Annotated in this window: 24 protein-coding genes and 1 tRNA gene; 19 read left to right on the top strand and 6 right to left on the bottom strand. The window is 62.1% G+C overall.

From position 1 onward, the window contains the following. The first annotated feature begins 90 nt into the window (after positions 1-90). Entirely contained in the window at positions 91-1,602 is a 1,512-nt protein-coding gene (locus AB8841_RS16080; RefSeq protein ID WP_370436834.1) for a phospholipase D-like domain-containing protein, read from the top strand. On the opposite strand, the gene AB8841_RS16075 is transcribed toward AB8841_RS16080, so the two are convergent. After that, a complete protein-coding gene (locus tag AB8841_RS16075) occupies positions 1,603-2,550 on the bottom strand; it encodes a lysylphosphatidylglycerol synthase domain-containing protein (RefSeq protein ID WP_370436833.1) in 948 nt (315 codons plus the stop codon). Between the two features lie 116 nt (positions 2,551-2,666). Further along, on the bottom strand, positions 2,667-3,440 hold the full coding sequence (locus tag AB8841_RS16070; protein WP_370436832.1) for an endonuclease/exonuclease/phosphatase family protein: 774 nt from the start codon (positions 3,438-3,440) through the stop codon (positions 2,667-2,669). A gap of 583 nt (positions 3,441-4,023) precedes the next feature. Between AB8841_RS16070 and serA the strand changes: the two genes are divergently transcribed. The 3 genes from serA to AB8841_RS16055 all read left to right on the top strand — a co-directional run bounded on the left by serA (position 4,024) and on the right by AB8841_RS16055 (position 6,615). Continuing rightward, entirely contained in the window at positions 4,024-5,271 is a 1,248-nt protein-coding gene (serA, locus tag AB8841_RS16065) for a phosphoglycerate dehydrogenase (protein WP_370436831.1), read from the top strand. 65 nt (positions 5,272-5,336) lie between these two features. Further along, positions 5,337-5,870: a hypothetical protein gene (locus AB8841_RS16060; protein WP_370436830.1), complete on the top strand. Its 534-nt coding sequence runs from the start codon at positions 5,337-5,339 to the stop codon at positions 5,868-5,870. 136 nt (positions 5,871-6,006) lie between these two features. Then, positions 6,007-6,615, top strand: coding sequence for a hypothetical protein (locus AB8841_RS16055; protein ID WP_370436829.1), 609 nt, complete (start codon positions 6,007-6,009; stop codon positions 6,613-6,615). On the opposite strand, the gene AB8841_RS16050 is transcribed toward AB8841_RS16055, so the two are convergent. The 3 genes from AB8841_RS16050 to AB8841_RS16040 form a co-directional block, all read right to left on the bottom strand. Continuing rightward, complete coding sequence (locus AB8841_RS16050; protein ID WP_370436828.1) at positions 6,606-7,439, bottom strand: inositol monophosphatase family protein; 834 nt, start codon at positions 7,437-7,439, stop codon at positions 6,606-6,608. The two genes, AB8841_RS16055 and AB8841_RS16050, sit on opposite strands and share 10 nt — an antisense overlap. A 46-nt stretch (positions 7,440-7,485) precedes the next feature. Next, a complete protein-coding gene (locus tag AB8841_RS16045) occupies positions 7,486-8,322 on the bottom strand; it encodes an aldo/keto reductase (protein ID WP_370436827.1) in 837 nt (278 codons plus the stop codon). A gap of 191 nt (positions 8,323-8,513) precedes the next feature. Continuing rightward, a complete protein-coding gene (locus AB8841_RS16040; protein ID WP_370436826.1) occupies positions 8,514-9,494 on the bottom strand; it encodes a S1C family serine protease in 981 nt (326 codons plus the stop codon). A gap of 204 nt (positions 9,495-9,698) precedes the next feature. Here AB8841_RS16040 and hemN point away from each other — a divergent pair, with 204 nt between their 5' ends. The 15 genes from hemN to AB8841_RS15965 all read left to right on the top strand — a co-directional run bounded on the left by hemN (position 9,699) and on the right by AB8841_RS15965 (position 24,272). After that, positions 9,699-11,042: an oxygen-independent coproporphyrinogen III oxidase gene (gene hemN / locus AB8841_RS16035; protein ID WP_370436825.1), complete on the top strand. Its 1,344-nt coding sequence runs from the start codon at positions 9,699-9,701 to the stop codon at positions 11,040-11,042. 1 nt (position 11,043) lies between these two features. Then, positions 11,044-11,146, top strand: a tRNA-OTHER gene (locus AB8841_RS16030). Between the two features lie 134 nt (positions 11,147-11,280). Continuing rightward, positions 11,281-12,945: a cytochrome-c oxidase, cbb3-type subunit I gene (ccoN, locus tag AB8841_RS16025; RefSeq protein ID WP_370436824.1), complete on the top strand. Its 1,665-nt coding sequence runs from the start codon at positions 11,281-11,283 to the stop codon at positions 12,943-12,945. Between the two features lie 11 nt (positions 12,946-12,956). Beyond that, on the top strand, positions 12,957-13,691 hold the full coding sequence (gene ccoO, locus AB8841_RS16020; RefSeq protein ID WP_370436823.1) for a cytochrome-c oxidase, cbb3-type subunit II: 735 nt from the start codon (positions 12,957-12,959) through the stop codon (positions 13,689-13,691). 10 nt (positions 13,692-13,701) lie between these two features. Beyond that, positions 13,702-13,857 carry a cbb3-type cytochrome c oxidase subunit 3 gene (locus AB8841_RS16015; RefSeq protein ID WP_370436822.1) on the top strand — a complete coding sequence of 52 codons (156 nt, stop codon included), beginning with the start codon at positions 13,702-13,704 and terminating at the stop codon, positions 13,855-13,857. Positions 13,858-13,861: 4 nt separating this feature from the next. Beyond that, positions 13,862-14,746 (top strand): cytochrome-c oxidase, cbb3-type subunit III, encoded by an 885-nt coding sequence (gene ccoP / locus AB8841_RS16010; protein ID WP_370436821.1) that lies wholly within the window; start codon positions 13,862-13,864, stop codon positions 14,744-14,746. 139 nt (positions 14,747-14,885) lie between these two features. Next, positions 14,886-16,346: a cytochrome c oxidase accessory protein CcoG gene (gene ccoG, locus AB8841_RS16005; RefSeq protein WP_370436820.1), complete on the top strand. Its 1,461-nt coding sequence runs from the start codon at positions 14,886-14,888 to the stop codon at positions 16,344-16,346. 12 nt (positions 16,347-16,358) lie between these two features. Then, on the top strand, positions 16,359-16,850 hold the full coding sequence (locus AB8841_RS16000) for a FixH family protein (RefSeq protein ID WP_370436819.1): 492 nt from the start codon (positions 16,359-16,361) through the stop codon (positions 16,848-16,850). Between the two features lie 108 nt (positions 16,851-16,958). Further along, positions 16,959-19,208 (top strand): heavy metal translocating P-type ATPase, encoded by a 2,250-nt coding sequence (locus AB8841_RS15995; RefSeq protein WP_370436818.1) that lies wholly within the window; start codon positions 16,959-16,961, stop codon positions 19,206-19,208. Between the two features lie 2 nt (positions 19,209-19,210). After that, on the top strand, positions 19,211-19,360 hold the full coding sequence (ccoS, locus tag AB8841_RS15990; protein WP_370436817.1) for a cbb3-type cytochrome oxidase assembly protein CcoS: 150 nt from the start codon (positions 19,211-19,213) through the stop codon (positions 19,358-19,360). Next, positions 19,357-20,472, top strand: coding sequence for a hypothetical protein (locus AB8841_RS15985; RefSeq protein WP_370436816.1), 1,116 nt, complete (start codon positions 19,357-19,359; stop codon positions 20,470-20,472). The genes ccoS and AB8841_RS15985 overlap by 4 nt, the downstream gene beginning before the upstream one ends. 244 nt (positions 20,473-20,716) lie before the next feature. Beyond that, the gene (locus AB8841_RS15980; RefSeq protein WP_370436815.1) at positions 20,717-22,258 is read left to right on the top strand and encodes a PAS domain S-box protein; all 1,542 of its coding nucleotides are present in this window, start codon (positions 20,717-20,719) and stop codon (positions 22,256-22,258) included. After that, on the top strand, positions 22,248-22,868 hold the full coding sequence (gene fixJ / locus AB8841_RS15975) for a response regulator FixJ (RefSeq protein ID WP_370436814.1): 621 nt from the start codon (positions 22,248-22,250) through the stop codon (positions 22,866-22,868). Before AB8841_RS15980 ends, fixJ begins: the two co-directional genes overlap by 11 nt. Before the next feature lie 238 nt (positions 22,869-23,106). Continuing rightward, positions 23,107-23,484 (top strand): response regulator transcription factor, encoded by a 378-nt coding sequence (locus tag AB8841_RS15970; RefSeq protein ID WP_370436813.1) that lies wholly within the window; start codon positions 23,107-23,109, stop codon positions 23,482-23,484. 110 nt (positions 23,485-23,594) lie between these two features. After that, positions 23,595-24,272, top strand: coding sequence for a helix-turn-helix domain-containing protein (locus AB8841_RS15965; protein WP_370436812.1), 678 nt, complete (start codon positions 23,595-23,597; stop codon positions 24,270-24,272). A 20-nt stretch (positions 24,273-24,292) separates the two neighbouring features. Here the strand turns inward: AB8841_RS15965 and AB8841_RS15960 are convergent, their stop codons facing one another. Beyond that, a complete protein-coding gene (locus AB8841_RS15960) occupies positions 24,293-24,877 on the bottom strand; it encodes a transcriptional regulator (protein WP_370436811.1) in 585 nt (194 codons plus the stop codon). Positions 24,878-24,930 lie beyond the last annotated feature (53 nt).

Below are 24,930 nucleotides of genomic sequence, written 5' to 3'. Positions count from 1 at the left end.
GCGTACGACGATCGGACTCGAACCAAGCTAGGCAAAATATCTCATGGGCTGGAACTATGGCTTGGCGATCGAGTTGGCGATGCAGTCCTCATGACGATGAGCAACGTGAACTTTCTCGATGAAACCAGCGGACTGACCGGATGGAACCGGAGAGCGACGAAGACGCGCGCAGCTTCACGCCCGATCCTGCGGCCGGGCAGGAACTGCTGGCGCATCGTGCATGCGGATAGGGCCGCCGCTCTCGTCGACGGGGAGGAATATTTTGCCCGCCTGGAGACAGCTCTCCGCAAGGCGCAACGTTCCATTATGATCATCGGTTGGGATTTCGACGGCAGCATTCGCCTTCGACCCCAAGTCGATCCTGCAGAGTCACCACCGCTGGGGGACCTGCTGCGATCGCTTGTGGAAGAGAATCCGAACCTCGAGATCCGTATTCTGGTCTGGAGCGTGGCCGTCGTGCACGCTCCCGGGGCATCGGGCCCGCTGATCTTTGGCGCCGAATGGCAGGATCACCCTCGCCTTCACCTGCGTCTCGACAGGCACCACCCCTTATACGCCGCCCATCATCAGAAGATTGTCTGTATCGACGACAGTCTGGCTTTCGTCGGAGGGATGGATCTGACCGTGCGGCGTTGGGACACGAAGGAACATGCCTGCGACACGCCCTTTCGCTTGCGGGACGACGGCACGATCTACGACCCTGTTCATGACGTCCAGATGGCCGTTAACGGCCCTGCCGCGCACTCGATCGCCCAACTCGCCTGTGCCCGCTGGACAATCGCGACCGGCGAGGACGTCCAACCCCTCTCCCGACCAGACATGGATCCCTGGCCTTCCGATCTTGCTCCCGACTTTTCCCGTGCGCCGGTTGCCATCGCGCGCACCTACCCGGCCTGGGGACAGGAATCTGCCGTTCAGGAAGCCGCGGCCCTCAACCTCGATGCGCTTTCCGCTGCCAGAAAATCCATCTACATCGAAGCGCAGTATATGACAGCGCCCTGCATCGGCGATGTTCTTGAACGCCATCTTGCCGCTCCGGACGGACCTGAGATCGTGGTGATCCAGACCCATGAGTCCCATGGCTGGGCGGAGAAAAAGGTCATGGGGACGAACCGGGACCGTCTCATCCGCCGCCTGCGTCAAGCCGATCGGTACGATCGACTCCGCGCCTACTATCCCGTCGTGCCGGCCGGAGACGGATTCTGCCAAGTTCTGGTCCACTCCAAACTGATCATCGTGGATGATCGCTTTCTCCGCATCGGCTCATCCAATCTGAACAACCGCTCACTCGGCCTCGACACGGAATGCGATCTCGCCATCGAAGCCACCAATGGCGAGATGCGCGGCGCCATCGACGGTCTGCGCAACCGTCTTCTCGCGGAGCACCTGGATACGGACGTCGATACCTTGGTGAAGATGATCTCGGAGGAGAGAGGGTCGCTGATTGCCGCCATCGAGCGCTTGAACGTCCGCGACAGACGTCTGCATCCGTTCGACGCAATGTTCGACGAGGGACCGGTCGAACCTGCCATGGGCACGAATCTTCTCGACCCTGTCGAGCCCTTCGAACCATTCTGGTTCATGAAGCGATCGAAGGACTGATCATGCGCCGGCCGGGACATCCTCAAGCGCGGCGCGGGCTCGCTTCTTCCTGCGAAAGACAAGTTCCGTCACCAGCAAGACGACGAGGCCCAGAAAGAGCGGGATCAGAAAGTAGACGAATCTGAAGACCAGGAGCGGTCCGATGAGGTTCTGCCCCGGCAGAAGATACATGACCACGCTTTCTATCACGCCAAGTCCTCCCGGCACATGGCTGATGATGGTGGCGGTATTCGCGATCACATAGGCGGAGGCCACGCCCATGTAGGAGACATCCGTCACTGCGGCGAGAGCCTGGTAGAGACAGGCGGCGACACAGGCGAAGTTGACGGATCCGAGGATGACCTGCCCAAGGGCCAAGCGCAGGCGTGGCAACTCGAACGACCAGCGCCACACGCTGAGGGGTTTGCGAACGAATGCCGAAAGCACGAGGTAGAGCACGGGCAAAGCCAGACAGATGACGCCAAGAGTGATGACGAGGGGCATGGAGAGATTTGTCATCTCGACCGCAAGCCGAGGGCGCAACAGCAATGCCATGCCGCCCAACGCCATGAGGCCGATCCCGACTGTCGTGCCGCAAAAGACGACGACCTTCGCCACTTGCTCCGCACTCAGGCCCCAGCGGCGATAGAACCGGTATCGCACCGCTCCGCTGCTGAGGAAGGCGAAACCGATATTGTGACCGAGCGACAAGCTGGTAAACGAGGCCCAGGCCGCCTTATGATAAGGTAGGGGCCGCCCGACATAGCGCAGCGCGAGGTAATCGAAACCGCTGAGGCAGATGTAGCTCGCCGCGGCGAAGCCCCCTGCGACAACCAAGCGACCCACAGGAATGGCGGCGACGGCTTTCGTCAAGTCATCGATGCTGTAGCCGCTCAGGGTGCGGTAGAGCAGGAAGGCGGCGAGGCCAACCGCAACGACCGCGACGAGGGGCTTCCAGAATTTGTGCATCCATCATCCCGTTTCATGAAGAGACGGTGCCGAAGCCCGTCACTTTGGCCTGTCACGTCTGCCCGCCGGACCGATTGAGGACAAGCGATCCTGAGGCGTGCCGGTTCCCATTCTGCCTACTCCCGGACATGCTCCATATCGACCTTGCCTCCCTTTACGGGCATGACCTGGAACTCGACCATGAGTGGCAGGTGGTCGGAAGCGATCCGAGCCATGGGCGATCGTACGGACTCGACACGAACCACGTGGATCGAGCGTGTGACGAAGGCATGGTCGATCCGCAGGATCGGCAGACGAGACGGGAAGGTCGGCTTTGCGCGCCGGTGTGGCGCGGATACCTGCGCGTCGCGAAAATGGGAGGCCAATCGCCGATATGCCCGGGATCGGGGCGATGCATTGAAATCTCCCAGCAGAATGACAGGCTCGCGGCAGGACGGATGTCCCAGCCATTGCGGCCCGAGAAGGCAATCGACCTGCGCCAAACGCTCATGACGGTGCAAACCAAGGTGCGTCGTGATCACTTGCACGTCCGTTCCGCCGAGATTGATCGAGGTCCAGAGGGCTCCTCTTGGTTCCCGCGCCCGGCGGCCGGATCCGGCTGGAAGCGGACCCGCCTTGATCACATGCGAGGGCCGGTGCGTCAAAATTGCATTGCCGTATTCCTCTTCCAGCACCCGAAGGCTGGCATGGAAGTGCATCTGCATCCCGAGGGCCTGTGCGATCGCATGCGCCTGATCGACGCCGCCCGTGCGAGCGCGCCTGACATCGAGTTCCTGCAGAGCCACCACGTCCGGCTCGTATGCGGCGATCACATCGGCGATCCGCCCCGGAGAAAGTCGCCCGTCCGTTCCAAGACAGCGGCGGACATTGTAGGTCAGGATCCGCGGCACCGCGCCCCCTCTATAAGTTTATTTACCTAAAAAGGCGAGACTGCAGAACGACAGCCTCTACAGCATCTGCACGTGAATGACGCAAAATTTCCTGCCCCGGTTCCATGCATTGCTGCCGCTTATGAGACGTCGGGAGATACGGGCTGGAGCATCGGACGTGAAAAGTGGCTTCCACTTTTGGGATCGATCCGATGCTCCCTTCTTGGAATGAGCGCATCGTTCTCGCGAAAACCGGGGCCACTTTTTCACACGATGCGCTAGGCTCGAGCAGGTCGCGGATCGTCGGAGCGTTTTGAAACAAAAGAACGGGAGCCGTGCGTACATCCGGCACCGGCTCCCGCCTTTCTGGCCGGTCGCCCGAGCAACCGGATTCATTCAAGATACTCCCATTCCCAGAGGGGGCCGTGACGCATAGGAGGTATGAAATTGCCCCCTCCGAGGAACCTGCCCTCTTGCAAAGGAGGCCCCGGCTGGGGCACTGACCATCCCAACGGATGTTCAGTTCGCAGCCGAAGCGCCAAAGGGATTTTTGGGGCGTTCCGCGAGAGCTATGGGCAGAGCGTGGCAGGTGAATGGAGCCGACATGAGCGAGCAATTCTCACTTCAGAAAGACAAGATTCGCGTGCTTCTGCTCGAGGGGGTCAACGACAGCGCCGTCGAGCTGATCAGGGCTGCCGGCTATACCAATCTGACCCATCTCAAGACAGCGCTTGACGAGACGCAGCTGATCGAAGCGCTCCAGGGCGTGCATATTCTTGGAATTCGCTCCAGGACCCAGCTGACCCCGAACGTGTTCGCCGCCGCAAATCGGCTCATCGCCGTCGGCTGCTTCAGTGTCGGCACGAACCAGGTCGATCTGGACGCAGCCCGCCACGCGGGGATTCCCGTCTTCAATGCCCCCTTCTCCAACACCCGCAGCGTCGCCGAGCTCGTGATCGGCGAAATCGTCATGCTGTTTCGGCGCGTCTTCCCGAAATCCGCGGCAGCCCATGTCGGCGGTTGGGAGAAGTCGGCGGTCGACAGTCACGAGGTCCGCGGCAAAACGCTCGGCATCGTCGGCTACGGCAATATCGGCTCGCAACTGTCCTATCTCGCCGAGTCGATGGGAATGCGGGTAATCTTCTACGATCACACCGACAAGCTCCGGCACGGCAACACCGAACCGGCAGACAACCTGTACGACCTGCTGAGCCAGAGCGATGTGGTGAGCCTGCATGTCCCCGAGACACCCGCCACGCATGGCATGATCGGTGCCGCCGAATTGGCCGCGATGAAGAACGGGGCCTATCTCATCAACAACAGCCGCGGGACCGTCGTCGATCTCGGTGCCCTCGCGGAAGCGCTGAAGAGCGGGCATTTGCGCGGCGCAGCCGTTGACGTTTTCCCCGCCGAGCCCGCTTCGAACAAGGAGCGCTTTGCAACACCGCTTCAGGGCCTCGACAATGTCATCCTTACGCCTCACATCGGCGGCTCGACAGAGGAGGCGCAGGAGCGCATTGGCACGGAAGTGGCCCGGAAGCTGGTCGATTATTCGGATGTCGGCTCGACCATAGGCGCGGTGAATTTCCCGCAAGCCCAATTGTCGTCGCGTGCCACGGGAACGCGCTATATTCATGTGCATCGTAACGTGCCCGGCATACTCGGACGCCTCAACCAGGCATTTTCCCAGCGTGGCCTCAATATTACGGCCCAGCATCTGCAGACCGACGGCGAGATTGGTTATGTCGTCATCGAGGTTGAGGGCCAGCCCGAGCACAGCCGTGAGATGCTGAAGGAGATCCGGGCCCTCGAAGGCACGATCCGGGCCCGCCTGCTCTATGCGCTGGGCTGAGCGGGCAAGCGCAGGGTGGTGACATCGCACTTTCCTAAAGTGCGCAGCCGTGCTTGGATTACACAATGATCGCACGCGTTCAGGAACGCCTTCGCAGTCTCCTGCAGCAGACGGCATCACGCATCGCGGATGCTGCCCGTCTCCCGGCTGTGAGAGTCGAGGATTCGGACGATTCACCCGACGCCTTGCACACGCCGTCCTATCCGAGAGAAGGTCATGATGTGACCGGAGACGCATTCACGCCCGCCCCTCCTGAAGAGCAGGACATCCCGACCGATATGACCGCTTCCGTCGATACTTTAGCCGAACAGATGCTGACCCTTGTGGATATCGTTTCATCGCAGGAGAAGGACATCAAGGCTCTGAAGGAGCAGAGCAAAAGACTGGAGGAGCACAATCAGGCCATCATGGTCGCCTTCTCGGCTTTCTTCCACGTTCTGGCCGTGGGGCGAGTCGCGAAGGCAAACGAAATCGCCACCCTTCTCCAGAACATCAGCAAGATCGCCGAGCAGGAAGGGCGCCCGAAAGAGGCTGTCACCTTCCTCCAGAACTTGGCCAAAATGGTTCCGGGACATCCGGAAGCTGAATCCGACGCATAAACATTACTTACCGCCGGACTGAACACCCTCCCTTAAGGGTCCATTAACCTTAAGAATTCATGATCGGAAGGCCATCGTCTGTCGGCGCAGCCACGATCAAAGCCGCTGACGCCGCCTTCAGGGAGGGGAACGATTCATGCCGGCGGAGAAGAGTTTCATAGCGGTCGAGAACCTGATTGCGGACCATGTTGCCATCTCCTTCAAACAGGACGAGACCTTCTCCAAGGCCGATGGCACGGCAGCGCAGATCCGCAGGCGCATCACCGATCGCTTCCAAGCGCCGCGTGCTGGTTCGGAGCAGGACAATTCCCCTCCTGCCGTTCAGGCGCTCTACAATCGTCTCTTCAGCGCGTTCTCCATCGTCCAGCCGGCTGGCAGCTCCGACGACCGCCTGCCGCAATTGACCCTGCTCCACAAAACACTTCGGGCGTTGAGCCAGGAAACGAGATCCTCGACGCGAAAGGACATGAGGCCCGCTCATATCGATTTGCTCCTCGAGCGCCAGCAACTCGTCCTGAAGAACGAGTACACCCTCGGCTTCGGGCGGATCGAAATATGGCTCGTCTCGCTCGCAGCCCTGTTCCTCGTCATGTTGAGTGCAATCGATTTTCTCTGGTCTCTGCCTGCTCTCGGGCTGAGCGTCGGCCGCTCCTGGCATCTGGATCGGCAGTGCAAGAAACGCTGTGCCAGGATCGCCGAGATCGACGCAATCGTCGAGCCTGCCGGACAGCGATCTTACAGCTGAGTCGGCAGAAGAGCGTCCCGCAAAGCCTGCCAGCTTTCCTTGTTGGGAGCACTGATCAGACCGCCGCCGCGATGGGTAGGCCGGTAGGGCGACCCATCGAAGTGGGCCGTGTAGCCGCCGGCTTCACGGTGGATCAGCCAGCCTGCGGCATGATCCCATGGCATTATGCTCGACGAGAAGGAGAAATGCAGATGGCCGCCGGCGAGCAGGCGATAGGTGTGCGCGGCGCATCTCAAGTCGGCCGCCATCGCAACGCGCGGCAGATTGCCGGTCACGATCGGGCGCAATGCCTCGGGCAGATATCGCCAAGACACGTTGCCTGCCATCTGCGGCAAAGGAACAGGCGGAGCAACACTGAGAGTCCGCGTCGCGCCGTCTGAGCGTTGCAGCCAAGCCCCCTCGCCCCGAACGGCGACGGCCCAATCATCCGAAATCGGATCGAGAATGACACCGCAGACGACCTCGCCCTTCATCACGGCCGAGGCCATAACACCGAACAGCGGCAGGCCGGATGCGAAATTCAGGGTGCCGTCGACAGGGTCGAGAATGAAGGCAAGATCGGCCTCCCCCAAACCGTCGAGAAGGGCCGGGTCCCGGCTGACGCCCTCCTCACCGATCACGACGGCCTTCGGAAAGGCCCGCAGAAGCTGGTTTTCGATGGCGCGCTCTGCCACCTCGTCGGCATCCGTCACAAGGTCGAGCTGAGAGGTCTTGGTGCGAATTCCACCGGCGGACAGATTCTTGAACCTCGGCAGGATCTCGCTTTGCGCGGCGTTCCTGAGAATCTCCGCAACGGTAAGGGCATCGGCTCTGGAAAATATCATCGGACTCAACACATGCCTGTTCGGTCATTCCAGATAAAGGCAAGTATCATATCATCTCAAGCGGGCGCTTGCGCCTTGGTGGCGGAAACTCCGCATCGATGGCCTCCAGCTCGTCGCGGCTGAGCCGGATATCGAGGGCGCGCCGGTTGTCCCTCACATGCGCGGGGCTCGAGGCTTTGGGAATGGCAACGATGTCGGGTTTCCGAAGAAGCCAGGCCAAGGCGATCTGATAGCTGCTTGCATCGTACCTGCGTCCGATCTCCTGAAGAAGACCTGCTTTCGGCAGACGTCCCTGTTCGATGGGACTGTAGGCCATCAGCGGCATCCGGTGCTTCTCCATCCACGGAATCAGATCATATTCCGGCCCGCGCCGCGTGACGTTGTAGAGGACCTGATTGGTTGCGCAGTTCGTGCCGCCTTCGGCATCGAACAGCTCTTCCATATCGTCGGTGTCGAAATTGCTGACGCCCCAATGGCGAATCTTGCCGGCGCGGCGCAATTCCTCGAATCCGGAAACCGTCTCCTCCAGGGGCACCCCTCCGCGCCAGTGCAGAAGATAAAGATCGAGCCGGTCCGTCTTGAGCCGCCTCAAGCTCCGCTCGCATGCCTCGATCACGCCTGTACGGCTCGCATGATGCGGATAGACCTTGCTCACGAGGAATAGCCGATCGCGCTCCGGGCCCAAGGCTTCCGCAATGAGCGTCTCCGAAGCGCCCTCGCCATACATCTCCGCGGTATCGATCAGGCTCATGCCCAGTTCGACGCCAAGACGCAGTGCCTCGATCTCCTGAGCGCGATGGCCGGCCATCTCCGCCATTTGCCATGTTCCCTGCCCGAGAGCAGGAATCGTTTCGCCCGACGGCAGCGCAACCTCCCGGTTCATAACGGACCTGCGTGGCAAGGGATGTACATGGCTTGTCCTTTCAGAGAAGCGAGAAATTCGGGGTTTCCGACAACAACATCGGACGTGAAATCGAACGCACTACCGGTCCCACTTCCCACGCTCGATGCTCTAACACCTTGCTTCGAGCATCTTTTCGCGCAAAACCGGTTCCCACTTTTGCGTCCGATGCTCTATTGGAGGCGCGGCGTCTTCATGAAGCGGCTTCGATCGGCGGATCTGATCGTCACGTCGAAGGTATCGCCCTCGCGTTCCAATGTCAGCGGCACGTCCACGCCGGCAGAGCCGAGGGACCAGATCGCCCGGTAGAACTCCGGAAGGGACGATATATCGCTTCCCGCGACAGCCCTCACATGATCGCCGGCCTTCAACCCTGCGCGCTGTGCCGGGGCATCGCCCGCAAGGCCGATGATCGAAACCTGATCCTCCTCCGTCTCCGAAGCATAGAAGCCCAGCCAGGGCCTTGGGGGAGCGCCGACCCGGCCGAGGGTCAAAAGGTCGTCCAGAATCGGCTTCAGGAGATCGATGGGCACGCTCATGTTCAAGGGAACGATGGCGCCGCCCTGGGCCTGGTGCTGGAGTTGAAGCGACCCGATGCCTACCAGATCCCCCCGTGGTCCGATCAGCGCCGTGCCTCCCCAATTAGGATGGGCCGGCACGGTAAAGATCGCATTGTCGATGAGATATTCCCAATAGCCGGCGAATTCCTGACAGGCGACGACCTGAGCCGCCAAGGAATGCGTGCGGCCGCCGCTTCCTCCCATGACGACCCGATCTCCAGGCGATATGCGCCGAGAATCCCCGAGAGGCAAAGCCGGCAGCCCGAGTGGTTCGAGCGCCTGTACCAGCCCGAAGCCGCTGTCATAATCATACGCGATCACATGGGCCTCGACCGTGCGCCCCGTATTCGTGGTCAGCCAGACCTCTTCCGCTTCGGCGATCAGGTATCCGATCGTGACGATGAGACCGTCCGCCCGGATGACTACGCCTTGGCCGGCCCGATCGGTCCCGAGGGTTTCAGCCGTGAAAGCATCGCCCGGGACCCGGGCCCGGAGCGCAACGATAGACTTCAGAGCCTCCTGCAGATCGTAGGCGAGCGCATCAGGATCAGGTTGGAATTCGGGCGGGATCTGCCACTCCTCAGGTGATTGCATCGACAAACTCCTTGCACCCGCCTCCGGAGCCCCCGGAGAAGGAGATCTCGAAGGACCATCCCTTGAATACGGGACATCCCTAGAATGAAGATGGCGGATCATCCCCGACGTTCAACCCGCAAGCCCCCGATTGACGCCGCGGGAGCGCACATCGGCTTGACCTAAATCAAGGCTTCCGGCGCCGGGACGGAGCAAAGAGCCGGGATGACTCCAGAACTCATCGCCCGCTACGACCAGCGCGTTCCGCGTTATACGAGCTATCCCACCGCTCCCCACTTCAAGCCCGAAGTGGACAAGGCGATCTATGCGCACTGGCTCTCGGAACTGGCGCCAAACACGGCTCTTTCCCTTTATCTGCACGTCCCGTTCTGCGCGGAACTGTGCCTCTATTGCGGGTGCCACACCACGGTTGCCCGCAGCTATAGCCCGGTTGCCTCCTATGTGGACCTCCTGGCGCGCGAGATCGAGCTTGTGGCCAAGTCTCTGCCGAACCGGATGGACGTTGCACATATCCATTGGGGCGGCGGCACCCCGACAATCCTGTCGGGAGCCGATCTCCGGCGCGTCATGAGCCTCCTGGAACGCTCGTTCGGGATCCTTGCGACCGCGGAGATTGCCGTCGAGATCGATCCCCGTACCATCACCGTCGACCATGTGGAGGCGCTCGCTCAGTCCGGACTCAACCGGGCGAGCCTCGGGGTGCAGGATTTTGACCCCAAGGTCCAGAAGACCATCAACCGGATCCAGTCGTTCGAGCAAACGGCACAGGTTGCCGCCTGGCTGCGCCGGGCAGGTGTCGCCGGACTCAACCTCGACCTCATGTATGGCCTTCCCTATCAAACGACCGAGAGCGTCCTGCGCACGGTCGAGTTGTCCCTGCGGCTCGATCCGGACCGCATCGCTCTATTCGGCTATGCCCACGTTCCGTGGATGAAGCGCCATCAGGCGCTCCTTCCGGAGAAAGCGATGCCGGACGCCCTTCAGCGCGTCGAGCAGAGCACGGCGGCGGCCTCTGCCCTCCTGAAGGCAGGTTACGTCCAAATCGGCATCGACCATTTCGCGAAGCCCGAGGATCCGCTCGTCCTGCACCAGCGCGAGGGACGGCTGCACCGGAACTTCCAGGGCTACACCACGGACGAGACCACAGCCCTCATCGGCTTCGGAACCTCCGCCATCGGCTCGCTGCCGCAAGGCTATGTCCAGAACGCTCCGAGCACCGTCGCTTATCGGGAGGCCGTCACGAAAGGCCGCCTTGCCACCGTGCGAGGCCTGGCCCTGACGGAGGACGATCGCCTGCGCCGGAGAATCATCGAGCGCCTGATGTGCGATTTCTCCGTCGATCTCGCCAAGATTGCCCCCGGGGCCGGACAACACGATTTCGCAACGGAACTCCTCGCGATCGACGAACTGGCCCGCGACGGCCTCGTCAGGCGCGATGGTCTTTCCATCGACGTTCCCAAGGACAGCCGTCTGCTGGTCAGAAACGTCTGCGCGGCCTTCGACCGATATCTCGAAACAGGAACCGCACGTCATTCGCGCGCCGTCTAGAGCATCGGACGTGAAAAGCGGGAACCGGTTTTGCGTGAAAAAAATGCTCGAAAACAGAGACTCACCGCATCGGATGCGGGTTCAATGTCCCGTCCGATGCTCCAGTGCCTCGACGAGCGGAAGCAGGGCATGAGCGTCCGATTGATTTGCATCAATGCCCCTTTCCACTCCCCCACCTAGTGAGGAAAACTGATGGCGATGCCCTGGGCCTCGCCAAACTTTAGAACGGTCGAGACCTATGGCTCAAACGGCAACAAATTCCAAAGGAATGACAATCGGCGAGGCAGGATCTTCTCTTGCATTCGCCGCCTTGGCTTTTCTCAGCATCATCATCGCAGCGAAGGCTTACACGCCCGAATATGCATTCCATGCGTATCTCTTCGCGGCCGCGAGCGTTGCGGCTGTCTTCGCAATCGTCAACCGCTACTACGAGCGGCCCGCCGCTCTCCCCACGCTGACGATCAACGGAAAGCCCAACTACAATATGGGCCCGGTGAAATTTGCGACGCTCGCTTCCGTCTTCTGGGGCATCGCGGGTTTCACGATCGGGCTTCTCATTGCCCTTCAGCTGGCCTTTCCAGCTCTCAACTTCGACACGGCCTGGCTCTCCTTCGGACGTATGCGCCCCCTGCACACCTCCGCGGTGATCTTCGCCTTCGGCGGCAACGTGCTGATCGCCAGCTCGTTCTATGTGGTGCAGCGGACCTGCCGGGCCCGTCTGGCGGGTGACATCGCGCCCTGGTTCGTCGTTCTCGGCTACAACTTCTTCATCGTCATCGCCGGAACCGGCTATCTGGTCGGCATCACGCAGAGCAAGGAATATGCCGAGCCGGAATGGTACGCGGACCTTTTCCTGACAATCGTGTGGGTGACGTACTTCCTCGTCTTCCTCGTAACCGTCATGCGCCGCAAAGAGCCCCATATCTATGTGGCGAACTGGTTCTATCTCGCTTTCATCCTGACGATTGCGGTCCTGCACCTGGGCAACAACGCGGCGATCCCCGTCTCGATCTTCTCGCCGAAAAGCTACATCGTATGGTCCGGCGTCCAGGACGCTCTCGTCCAGTGGTGGTACGGCCATAACGCCGTCGGGTTCTTCCTCACGGCCGGCTTCCTCGCCATCATGTACTACTTCATCCCGAAGCGGGCCGAGCGGCCGGTCTATTCCTACCGCCTTTCGATCATCCACTTCTGGTCCCTGATCTTCATCTATATCTGGGCTGGCCCGCATCACCTCCACTACACGGCCCTGCCCGACTGGGCGCAGACGCTGGGCATGGTCTTCTCGATCATGTTGTGGATGCCCTCCTGGGGCGGCATGATCAACGGCCTCATGACCCTCTCGGGCGCCTGGGACAAGCTCCGCACGGATCCTGTGCTGCGCCTCATGGTGGTGTCCGTCGCCTTCTACGGCATGGCCACCTTCGAAGGTCCCCTGATGTCCGTGAAGGCCGTGAACTCCCTGTCGCATTATACCGACTGGACCATCGGGCACGTTCATGCCGGCGCTCTCGGTTGGGTCGCCTACATCTCCTTCGGCGCGGTCTACTGCCTCGTTCCGTGGCTGTGGAACAAGAAGGGGCTCTATTCGATCAAGGCCGTCTCCTGGCACTTCTGGATCTCGACCCTCGGCATCGTCCTGTACATCTCGTCCATGTGGGTCGCCGGCATCCTGCAGGGCCTCATGTGGCGCGCCTATACCAACCTCGGCTTCCTTGAATACTCCTTCATCGAAACCGTGGAAGCGATGCACCCCTTCTATGTCATCCGTGCACTCGGCGGCGCTCTCTTCGTTGCCGGAAGCCTGATCATGGCTTGGAACGTCTGGAAGACGATCACCACAGCCGAAGCTGTCGAGGAAGAAGCTCTTCCCGCTCAGCCCGCCCTCGTTGCAGCGGAGTAAAGGAACCGATCATGTCATTCTGGTCCCGTCATAAGATCTTCGAGACCAACTCGATCATCCTTGTCATCGGCGTGCTGTTCGTCATCTCGATCGGCGGCCTCGTGGAAATCGTGCCTCTCTTCTATCTCAAGAGCACCATCGAGAAAGTGGATGGCGTGCGTCCCTACACGCCTCTCGAGCTGGCCGGCCGCAACATCTATGTGCGTGAAGGCTGCTACAACTGCCACAGTCAGATGATCCGTCCGATGCGCGACGAGGTGGAACGCTACGGCCACTACTCCCTCGCCGCCGAGAGCATGTACGATCGTCCGTTCCAGTGGGGGTCCAAGCGCACGGGCCCGGACCTCGCCCGCGTCGGCAACAAGTACTCCGACGACTGGCACCGCGACCACCTCAAGGATCCCCGCGCTGTCGTTCCTGGTTCGATCATGCCGGGCTATCCCTGGCTCGAGAAGAACGAACTCGACGTGTCCTCCATCGCCGAGGACATGAAAGTCCAGGCCATGCTCGGCGTGCCCTATACCGAGGAGATGGTGAAGAAGGCGGAAAGCGACGTTCGCATCCAGGCCAATGCGGACGACCCGAACGCCGAGGATCTTGCCAAGCGTTACCCGAACGCTCAGTCGCGCAGTTTCGACGGTAACCCGCAGACGGTGACCGAGGCGGACGCCCTGATCGCCTATCTGCAGATGCTCGGCACGCAGGTCGACTTCAAGCTCTACGACAACAAGGCCAACGTGCGCTGAGGACAATGCCATGCCAGCCGCATACAAATTCTTCGCTGAATTCGCCCAGACCTGGGGATTGCTCTACTTCGTAGGCGTGTTCCTGGTGGTCCTGGTCTACGCCCTCGCCCCCTCGCGGAAGGAGCGTTTCGACGCGGCCGCCCGCATGCCTCTCCAGGAGGACTGATCCCATGGCCCATGATATTCAAGAAAAGGTCGACGCCGTCTCGGGCGTGACCACGACCGGGCACAGCTGGGACAATATCGAGGAGCTCAATAATCCTCTGCCGCGCTGGTGGCTGTGGACCTTCTATTTCACCATCGTCTGGGCGATCGCTTATTGCATCGCCTATCCGGCCTGGCCGCTCGTGTCCTCCTATACCAAGGGCGTTCTCGGATGGCAGTCCAGAGACGCCGTGGAGGTCGAACTCGCGGCTCTCAAGGATCTGCGCTCGGGCATGACGGCGAAGCTCGCGGCAAGCTCTCTCGATGAGATCAAGCAGGATCCCGAGATGTTCGCCTTCGCCCGCGCTCAGGGCAAGGCAGCCTTCGGCGACAATTGTGCGCCCTGCCATGGGGCCGGCGGCGGCGGCGCCAAGGGCTACCCGAATCTGAACGACGACGACTGGCTGTGGGGCGGCTCGCTGGAGCAGATCCAGCAGACCATCCGGTTCGGCGTTCGCTCCACCAGCGACGAGGGCCATTCCGGCAGCATGCCTGCATTCGGCCGCGATGGAATGCTCAAGCGCGAGGAGATCTCGCAGGTGGCGGATTACGTTCGCTCCCTGTCGGGCCTGCCGACCGACAAGGGCGCCGATCTCGCCGCCGGCGAGAAGATCTTCGCCGACAACTGCGCTGCCTGCCATGGCACCACCGGGCAAGGCATGCAGGAGATGGGCGCGCCGAACCTCACGGATAAGATCTGGCTGTTCGGATCCGACAAGGCGGTCATCGTCGAAGGCATCAACAATGGCCGCGGCGGCGTGATGCCGACATGGCAGGGGCGCCTCGACGACACGACCATCAAGGCCCTGACGCTCTACGTCCACTCGCTGGGCGGGGGACAGAATCCGTAAGCTGCGGCAAAGCACCCTATCCGTATTCATACTGGCGGCCGGAGAACCATTTCCGGCCGCCTGCTTGACCCAAATCAAGGCGGAACCCCGACGTCTCCCCTATCCAGTCCTCTCTTGACGAGAACCTGTGACGGATTCGATGGCTGACGCTCCAGTTTCCCCCTCCCTTACGAATTCAGGCCCCGAAGACGCCCCGCTCTACGCCCCGCGCAAGCAGATTTACCCGCAGGCCGTGAAAGGCCGCTTCCGCACGATCAAATGGGTCGTGCTGGCCGTCACGCTGGGCATCTATTACCTGCTCCCCTTCCTCCGTTGGGACCGGGGGCCCCATGCTCCCGACCAGGCCATCCTGGTCGATCTGGCTCAGGGCCGCTTCTACTTCTTCTTCATCGAGATCTGGCCGCAGGAGGTCTACTACTTTACGGGCCTGCTGGTGCTGGCGGCCCTCGTTCTCTTCCTGATGAACGCCGTCGCCGGCCGCGTCTGGTGCGGCTATCTTTGCCCGCAGACGGTCTGGACGGATCTCTTCTATGCCGTCGAGCGGTGGATCGAGGGCGATCGCCGCGACCGGATGCGCAAGGACAGGGAAAAGCTCACCCTCAAGACGGCGGCGCAGAAGAGCCTGAAGCATTTCATCTGGCTGATGATCGCCTGGTGGACAGGTGGCGCGTGGGTGCTCTACTTCGCCGACGCTCCGACCCTGGTCCGTGAGCTGGCGACGTTCCAGGCCCCGATGATCGCCTATGTCTGGATCGGCATTCTCACCTTCACCACCTACACACTCGCCGGATTCATGCGTGAGCAGGTCTGCACTTATATGTGCCCCTGGCCGCGCATTCAGGCTGCGCTGACGGACGAATACGCCCTCAACGTCACCTATCGCTACGACCGCGGAGAGCCGCGCGGGTCAATGAAGAAGAACGAGGCCATGAGGCTTCAGGGGCAGCCGGCCGGCGATTGCATCGATTGCTATCAATGCGTCAATGTCTGCCCGACAGGGGTCGATATCCGCAAAGGTTTGCAGCTCGATTGCATTCAGTGCGGCCTGTGCATCGACGCCTGCAATACGGTGATGGAGAAGATCAATCGCCCTCTCAACCTGATCGCCTACGATACCGAGATGAACGTGAAGGCCCGCATCGAGGGGCGGTCGGAAACCCGCCATATCGTCCGGCCGCGCACGATCTTCTATGCGGCCATCATTGCCCTCGTCGGCGCGACGATGATCGGCTCCCTCGCCATGCGCCGAACCGTCTACCTGAGCGTCATGCATGATCGCAATCCGCTCTACGTCCACCTCTCCGACGGTTCGATCCGAAACGGATTCACCGTTCGCGTCGCCAACAAGAACCTCGACGAGCGCAGCTACGCTCTCACGGTCGAGGGCCTGTCCGGTGCCAAGCTTGACATCGTCGGCGGAGAAATCGACCAGCAGGGCCAGGTCGTCGTCAAGGTCGGACCCGATCAGACCCTGGAAGCCCGTGTCCTGGTGAGCTCGCAGGGGTCGGATGTTCCTCCCTCGACCGATATCCACTTCACGCTCACGGATCTCGCCACGGGCGATACGGCTCGGATGAGCGATTACTTCAAGGCGCCTTAAAAGGATCAAGCCATGGCCACGACGGCACAACGCCCCCCTCGTATTCTCACCGGACGCGCGGTTCTCATCTATCTGGTCTCCTTCTTCGGCGTGATCTTCGCCGTGAATTTCGTGATGGTCCGCGTTGCCGTGTCGAGTTTCAGCGGCGTGGAGACGGAGAGCTCGTACAAGGCGGGCCTCACCTTCGAGAACGATGTGGCGGCGGCCCACGCGCAGGATGCTCTTCACTGGACCGTGGAGGCGAAGCTCGAACACGCCCCGGCCCGCGGCATCGTCATCACGGCCCGTGACGCCAAGGATCAGCCTCTCGCGGGCCTCGCCGCGCAGGTTCTCCTTGCCCACCCGACAGACAAGCGCAACGACGTTTCCCTCGACTTTGCGGAGATTTCCACCGGGCGATACGGCAGTCTCGGCCCGCTTCCCGAGGGCCGCTGGGATCTCGTCATCAACCTGAAGCGCGGAGACCACGTCGTCTTCCGCTCGAAGAGCCGCATTTCGCTCTAGAGCCGTTTCCACTGTCATGGAATCAGCTCTTCTCCTTGGTTTGCCGCGTTTTCGACGGCGAACCGGATCCACTTCGCCGAGAAATGCTCTAGCAGAAAGATCGCGATCATGGCCGATACGCTGGATCTCTCCGTTTTCGTCAAGCCACAGGATGACGGGACATCGCATCTCGATCTGGCGATCGAGGGCATCGATTGCGCCGCCTGCATCGACGAGATCGAGGGTGGATTGTGCCGTTTGGACGGCGTCGTGGATGCGCGCCTCAACTATACGACGCACCGCCTGTCCGTGCAGTGGCAGGAGGGCGCCATTGTCCCATCCGCCATTGTCGACGAGTTGTATCGCCTTGGGTATCGCGCCCACCCTTACCAGGCGCGTCTGGTCGAGGAAGAGGAAGCGCGCCGCTCGCAATGGCTGTTGAGGTGCCTGGCGGTTGCGGGCTTCGCCTCCATGAACATCATGCTCCTTGCCGTCTCCGTCTGGTCGGGCAACGTGACCGACATCACGCCGGAAACCCGCGACTTTTTCCATTGGCTTGCCGCCTTCATCGCTCTTCCGACCGTTGCCTATGCGGGGCAACCGTTCTTCCGCAGCGCCTTGGGCGCGCTGAGGGCCAGGCGCACCAACATGGACGTGCCGATCACCATCGGCATTCTGCTGGCTCTCACCGTGTCGGTGGTGGAAACGATCAATCACGCGGAGAATACCTATTTCGACTCCGTCGTGATGCTCCTCTTCTTTCTCCTCTGCGGCCGCTATCTCGACCAGGCCATGCGCCGCCGCACGCGCGCCGTCGCGGGCAACCTCGCGGCGCTCAAGGCCGAGGTGGCTCATCGCATCGATGAGCGTGGCGAGACCATTCTCGTTCCCACCGCGGCGCTCAACCCGGGCGATCGTGTCCTGGTGCGCCCCGGCGAACGCATCGCCGTCGATGGGATCGTCCTTTCCGGCAACTCGGAGCTCGACGAGAGCCTCGTGACCGGCGAGACCGTGCGGCGGGCCGCCACGAACGGCGACCATGTCTATGCCGGCAGCATGAACTACGACGGCACTCTGATTCTGACGGTGACGGCAGCCGGCAAAGGCACCCTTCTCGATGAGGTCGAGCGGCTTCTTGAATCCGCATCCGCCGCCAAGTCCCGCTATGTGCAGCTGGCCGATAAGGTGGCGCGGGCCTATGTACCCGTCGTGCACCTCACCGCCGCCATCACGGCGATCGTCTGGGTCGTGATGGGTTCCTCGGTGCACGATGCCATCATCACAGCCGTCGCCGTGCTCATCATCACCTGTCCCTGTGCGCTGGCTCTCGCCGTTCCCGTCGTTCAGGTCGTGGCCTCAGGCGCCCTGTTCCGCTCCAACGTGTTCCTCAATTCCGGCGATACCCTGGAACGCCTCGCCCGCATCGACACGGTCGTGTTCGACAAGACGGGCACGCTGACTCTTCCGGAGATGCGCGTGGCCAATGCCGGCACGATCCGCCCCGATCTGCTCGAGGCAGCGGCGCGCCTCGCTTTGTCCAGCCACCATCCGCTAGCGTCGGCCCTGGCGCAGGAGGCGAATGAGCGTCGTCCCTACGATGAGGCGACGGAGGTGGCCGGACAAGGCGTAAGAGCCGTTGTGGCCGGGGTGGAGCTTCGTCTCGGAAGCCCGAGCTTCTGTGGGGCCGCCGATCTCGCGGCCGAGTGCGCGGACAAGGAGGCCGATGTCTCCATGATCGCTTTCTCACACGGTCATGACCTCGCCATTCTGCTTGTGCGTCAGGCGCTGCGCCCGGATGCCGCCGCCACGGTCAGGACCCTGCGAGGTCTCGGTATCGATTGCCGGATCCTGTCCGGCGACCGCCCCGAGGCCGTCGCGCCGATCGCTTCCTCCCTCGGGATTCGCGAGTGGCGCGGCGGTGCGAAGCCCGCCGAGAAGATCGCGGCGATCGAAGCTCTTAAGGCCGAGGGCCGCAGGGTGCTCATGGTTGGCGACGGCCTCAACGACGCCCCCGCCCTCGCGGCAGCCGACGTGTCCATCTCGCCAATCACGGCAGCCGATATCACCCAGGCCCAAGCGGATGCGGTCTTCCTCGGCGACAGGCTCTCGCCCGTTCTGGATGCCGTGACCATCGCGTGCCGCGCCCGCGCCTTGATGCGCCAGAACCTGCTCATTGCGCTGGTGTATAACCTCGTCGCGGTTCCCCTGGCCTTCCTTGGCTATGTGACCCCTCTGGTGGCCGCGCTGGCGATGTCCGGTTCCTCAAGCCTCGTGACGCTGAACGCGCTTCGCGCCCGGAGCGTCAAAGCCGGATCCGCGGCGGCAGCATCCTCGCGTGCCGCTACGGCCGAAACCGTTCCAACCCTGCAGGAAGCATGAACATGGAAGTTCTGATCTATCTCGTGCCGATGGCCCTGGTCCTGGGACTCACGGGCCTCGCGGCCTTTCTCTGGTCGCTCAACAACGGGCAGTTCGACGACGTGGACGGCGCGGCCATTCGCGTCCTGAAGGATGACGACGTGAGGCCATGAGCACATCGTCTGCCATTCCGCGGGCGGGGCGGCTCGACTGCCTTTGCGAGCCAATCGGTGCCGCCGGCGGCACGCCTGATCACGGCGGAACGGCGCTCCTCGCGGCCGCCTTCGCGTTGTCCGTGCTCTCGCAGGTATTCACTCTGACCATCCTGCCGATCGCGGGCCTCTCCCTTGCTCCTGATGGAGCCTGGGCGACCCTGCCCTATGCGGCGTTTTACGCCGGAGCGGCGCTGGCCAGCCTGCCGGCTTCTCTCCTCCTCGATTCCTTCGGCCGCCGGGCCGCCTTCTCCTTGGGAGCCGGTTTGGGCGTCGCCGGAGGATTGCTCACCGCGTGGTCCCTCCTGCAATGGCAGTTCACGGGCCTAGTTCTGGGAGCCTTGTGGCTCGGTATCGCCAGCGGCTTCAGCCTGTTCTACCGGCATGCGGCGGCGCCTCTCGGAGCCAAGGGAACGGGACCCGTTCTGCTGGTCTTCGGGGCTGCCACTGCGGCGGGGCTTCTTGCGCCGAGCTTGGCAGGCCTCGCCGAAAGCCTTGCCGTTCCGCATGCAATGGTCGGCATGGCGGTCGCCGCGGCCCTCGCGCATGTCGCGTCGCTCGGGATCACAGCGCTTCTCCCGCATCGTCGGGCCCGCCGGATCCGCACGGAGGCCTCTCCCCTTCAGGGATGGCAGCGTATTCTGTGGCCTACCCTGCTGGCAGCCCTGGCCTGGTTTGCCATGACGGCTCTCATGGGGGCGACCCCGATCGCCATGGTCGGATGCGGCCTTGGCGAGGCGGTTTCAGGCGCGATCGCGTGGCATGTGATCGCGATGTACGCTCCCTCTCTGGCGCTTGCGGGTATTCCCAAGCGGATCCGCCCCCTTTGGATCGCCCTCGGCGGCGGCATCCTTCTCTCGGCGGCGGCGGCGGTCTTTCTGCTGGCCGCGACGACCGGCGCCTTCACCCTCTCGGCGGCGCTTCTCGGAATCGGCTGGTCCCTCGTGACCATGGGGACAACGCTTTGGATCCATGAAGAGGGCGAGCCCTCCCGCTGGCTTCTTGGCCTTCATGACGGAATGCTCCTCGGCTGTGCTCTCTTGGGAGCCATGGCGGCGGGCCTTGTCCGATAGTCACCGCCGATTGCGACAATATACGCCTGCATGAACGCTCTCATGCCTGTGCTAGCCCATCGTGCGGACCCGGCCGTTCCGTTCAAGCGATGCGCTCTCACCAAGAAGGCAGCATCGGATGCGATCACAAAAGTGGATTCCACTTTTGGGCCCGATGCTTTAGGAACGCCGTAGGAATGGCGACAGTTTTCCCGGTGCCGACTTCGATCGGCGGCGGGAGAATGATCCCAGACTGGAGTTTCCTTTGACTGCCTCGGCTTTTCCTCCCATCGCACTGCCGCAACAGGATATCAGCCTCCAGCTCCTGGTCGACGCCGTGACGGATTACGCGATCTGCATGCTCGATACCGAGGGCCGCGTGATCAGTTGGAACACGGGTGCCGAGCACATCTGCGGCTGGAGCAGAGACGAGATCCTCGGCCGCCACCTCTCGATCTTTCATACACCGGAAGATCTTGCCTCCGGCAAGGCCGCTCTCACCCTTGAGATCGCTCGGGACAACGGACGCTTTGAAGAACAGGGCCTTCGCCTGCGCAAGGACGGATCGAGCTTCATCGCGCATGTCAGCCTGACTCCGTTGAAGAACGGGACAGGCGGGCTCCTCGGCTACGCCAAGGTCATCCGCGACATCACCGAACGCGTTGCGGCCGAGGAAGCTCTGAAGACCCGCGAGGCCCATCTGCGGTCGATTCTGGAGACGGTTCCGGACGCCATGATCGTCATCGACGAGCAGGCCCGCATTCAATTCTTCAGCGCCGCCGCCGAGAGGCTGTTCGGCTACCAGGCCTCTGAGGTCATCGGCGAGAACATCAAGCTCCTGATGCCGGATCCCTATCGGGAGCAACATGACGGCTACATGCACCGCTATCTCACGACGGGCGAGAGACGCATCATCGGCATCGGCCGGGTCGTCGTGGGACAGAGCAAGGACGGAGCCACCTTTCCCATCGAGCTGGCCGTCGGCGAGATGCGCTCGAGCGGCCAACGCTATTTCACCGGATTCATCCGCGATCTGACTGAGCGGCAGAAGACGGAAGCCCGCCTGCAGGAGCTGCAGTCCGAGCTCGTTCACATGTCCCGCTTCACGGCACTCGGCGAGATGGCCTCGACCCTGGCCCACGAGATCAACCAGCCTCTCACGGCCATCGCGAATTATCTGAAGGGCTGCCGTCGCATCCTGCAACGCATGGAAGGCCAGGACGCATCCATGCTGGAAGGCGCCATGAATCAGGCCGCCGAGCAGGCGCTGCGGGCCGGCCAGGTCATTCGTCACTTGCGCGAATTCGTGGCGCGCGGCGAGAGCGAACGCCATATCGAGAACCTGCCCAAGCTGATCCAGGAGGCGAGCGCCCTTGCGCTGGTCGGGGCTCGTGAAAAGGGTGTGCGCGTCTCATACCGGCTCGATACGAATGCGCCCCTTGTCCTGGCGGACCGGATTCAGATTCAGCAGGTCCTCCTGAACCTCATCCGCAATGCCATCGAGGCCATGCAGGACGCGCCCAAACGCGAGCTGGTGATCGCCAGCCAGGCCCTGCCTCAGGATGGCCTTGTCGAAGTCAGTGTCGGGGATACGGGAACGGGGATCGAGCCCGAGGTTCTGAAGCGTCTGTTCCAGCCCTTCGTGACGACGAAGAAACATGGCATGGGTGTCGGCCTGTCGATCTGCCGAACCATCATCGAATCTCATGGTGGGAAGATCTGGATCGAATCGGAAGTCGGCCAGGGCACGGTATTCCGATTTACCCTGCGGGCTGTCAGTCAGGAGGAACTAGCGAATGCCGAGTGAAGCGATTGTGCATGTGGTGGACGACGATCTGGCAGTGCGCCAGTCCCTCTCCTTCCTGCTCGCCTCGGATGGTTTGCCGGTCCGCCTCCACGAGTCGGCCTCCGCGTTTCTGGACAGCGTGAAGATCGCCTCCGACGGCTGCATCGTCACGGATGTCCGAATGCCCGGCATCGATGGCATCGAGTTCCTGCGGCGCCTCAAGGGCCACGGTTTCACCCTGCCGGTGATCGTCATGACCGGCCATGCGGACGTGCCCCTTGCGGTGGAAGCCATGAAGGAAGGAGCCATCGACTTCATCGAAAAGCCCTTCGATGACGAGCTCCTCCTCGCGGCCGTCCGTGCCGCGCTCAGGCGTCAGGAAAAGCAGGCGCACCAGGATGCGCAGACGGCCGAAGTGCGGACGCGCGTTGAGGCCTTGTCGGAGCGGGAGAGCCAGGTTCTGGAGGGTCTCGTCGCCGGCAAGGCCAACAAGGTGATCGCCTACGATCTCGGCATCAGCCCGCGGACCGTCGAGATTTACCGGGCGAACGTGATGACGAAAATGCAGGCTTCCAGCCTCTCGGAGCTTGTCCGCATGGCCCTTCTTGTCGGCGTTCGGCCTAGAGCATAGGACCCAAAAGTGGACCCACATTTGGGATCGATCCGATGCTCCCACTATGGAACAGCGCATCGTTCTTGCGAAAAACCGGATCCACTTTTTCGCACGATGCGCTAGCGCAGGCGAAAGCCCCTAAGGGACATTCCGGAGCTCGCAGACAATCCCGGATTGACCCATATCAAGCCCCCGATCTTCCGGTTGGATTAGATCTGAGCGAGATCCGAGAGCCAGGGACCCGTTAGGACGCCCCATGTCCATGATACCAGGACCGGTCATCGTCGTGGACGACGATGCCGCCGTTCGACACTCTTTGAAGTTCGCCCTCGAGCTCGAGGGGATGAACGTGCGCACCTATGAGAGCGGCGCCGAACTCCTCGCCGATCCGGAGTTGCCGACCTCGGGCTGCCTCGTCGTGGATTACTACATGCCGTCCATGAACGGGGTCGAGCTGATGGACAGGCTCCGCGGACGGCTGGTTCGCCTTCCCGCGATCCTGATCACCGCCCGCATGACGGACGATATGCGCAGGCGCGCGGCTCGCTCCGGCTTCCGGCAAGTCATTGAAAAACCTCTGGAAGACAGCACTCTGCTCGACGGCATCCGTGGAGCGCTGAATACTCACGCCTGAGCGGCTATGCTCGCCTCCGGGATATTCCTTAGGAGAGCATCTGAATTTCGCCCGGCCCGGTCGACGGCTAATCCTGAGCTCACGTCAACCAAACGCCCGACGAGAGTTCCATGCAGACCGCGCACGCTTCCCTCAGCACTCAGATTGTTCCGAACGTCGCGCTCCTGCGCACTCTGCCGGCACCTCGTACCGCTCCCGAACTCGGCACGGCACGAACGGTGTCCAAGGACGAAGAGATCTTCGCCGAGGGAGACAGGACTGCCTATTTCTACAAGGTGGTTTCGGGCGCTGTGCGCACCTTCAAGCTCCTGAGCGACGGCCGCCGCCAGATCGACGCCTTCCATCTTCCCGGCGACATCTTCGGCATGGAACTCGGCGATGAGCACCGCTTCAGCGCGGAAGCACTCGGCGAGGCCACGATCGTCGCCTACCGCCGCTGCAGCCTGGAGGCTCTGGCTTCGAGGGATCAGGCCTTCGCCCATCAGGTGACCTCATCCGTGATGCGCACGCTCGAGCGCGCCCAGGATCACATGCTCCTGCTGGGCCGCAAGCATGCTCTTGAAAAGATTGCCACCTTCCTGCTGGTTTTGTCCGAGCGTCTCGCGAAGGACGGTCACGTCGATCTGCCGATGTCACGAATCGACATCGCCGATCATCTCGGCCTGACGATCGAGACGGTCTCGCGCTCGCTCACCCAATTGGAACGTCAGGGCGTCATCGAACTGCCTGCCCATCGCCGTTCGATCGTGCTGCGCGACAAGGCCGCTCTTCGGCGCCTCAAAGCCTGAAGCACGCCTGCGGAAAAGCCTCAGGGCCTTTGCCCGAGGCTCTTCGCGTGTTCCTCCGCTCGGCCCTGCACGTCACGCCATAGGCGCAACTCGCGTTTTGCGTCCGCAAGCGCCCGGTGATCGGGGGCGCCCTCTTCTTCGTCCGCGAGACGGGCTTCGGTCAGAATCGCCTTCGCGTGAGCGCTAAGCGTATCCTCAGGTACGCCGGACTTCCGCAAAATCCGGGAAACGGCGTCCAGATGCGCGACATCCGTGTCCTGCAGCCGCAAGGCGTGCCGCGGGAGTCCGGCCGCCCGCAGCAATCGGCTGAGCCAATGGCCGTCCCACGAAGGCGCCGTCGCGAAGAGAGCATGGCCCGACAGCACATCCAGCATGTGCCTGGCGACGACGTCATGCGGCGTACCTTCTGCCATGAGCCGCTCTCGCGTGAGATGGTGGGTCGCCTCCGATTCCGCAGACCAGTCCGTCCATGACGGTGCAGGTTTGATGAGATGGCTCTCCTCCCGTCCGGAAGCGAAAATCCACCCTACCTCGATCGGATAACTCTCCTTGTCGAGCGAAGAGGCCTCGAAGTCGAGGAAGACGACATCCGGTTGCATGCTCATCGGATCCGCTCCGAGTGAAATCCTCTCATGAGCCCCGCGTCTTCAGCTCGGCG

Origin of the sequence: Microvirga sp. TS319 (assembly GCF_041276405.1) — a bacterium.
Classification (GTDB): domain Bacteria; phylum Pseudomonadota; class Alphaproteobacteria; order Rhizobiales; family Beijerinckiaceae; genus Microvirga.
The sequence above is the reverse complement of the archived record's forward strand: the minus strand, read 5'-3'. Positions and strand labels throughout refer to the sequence as shown.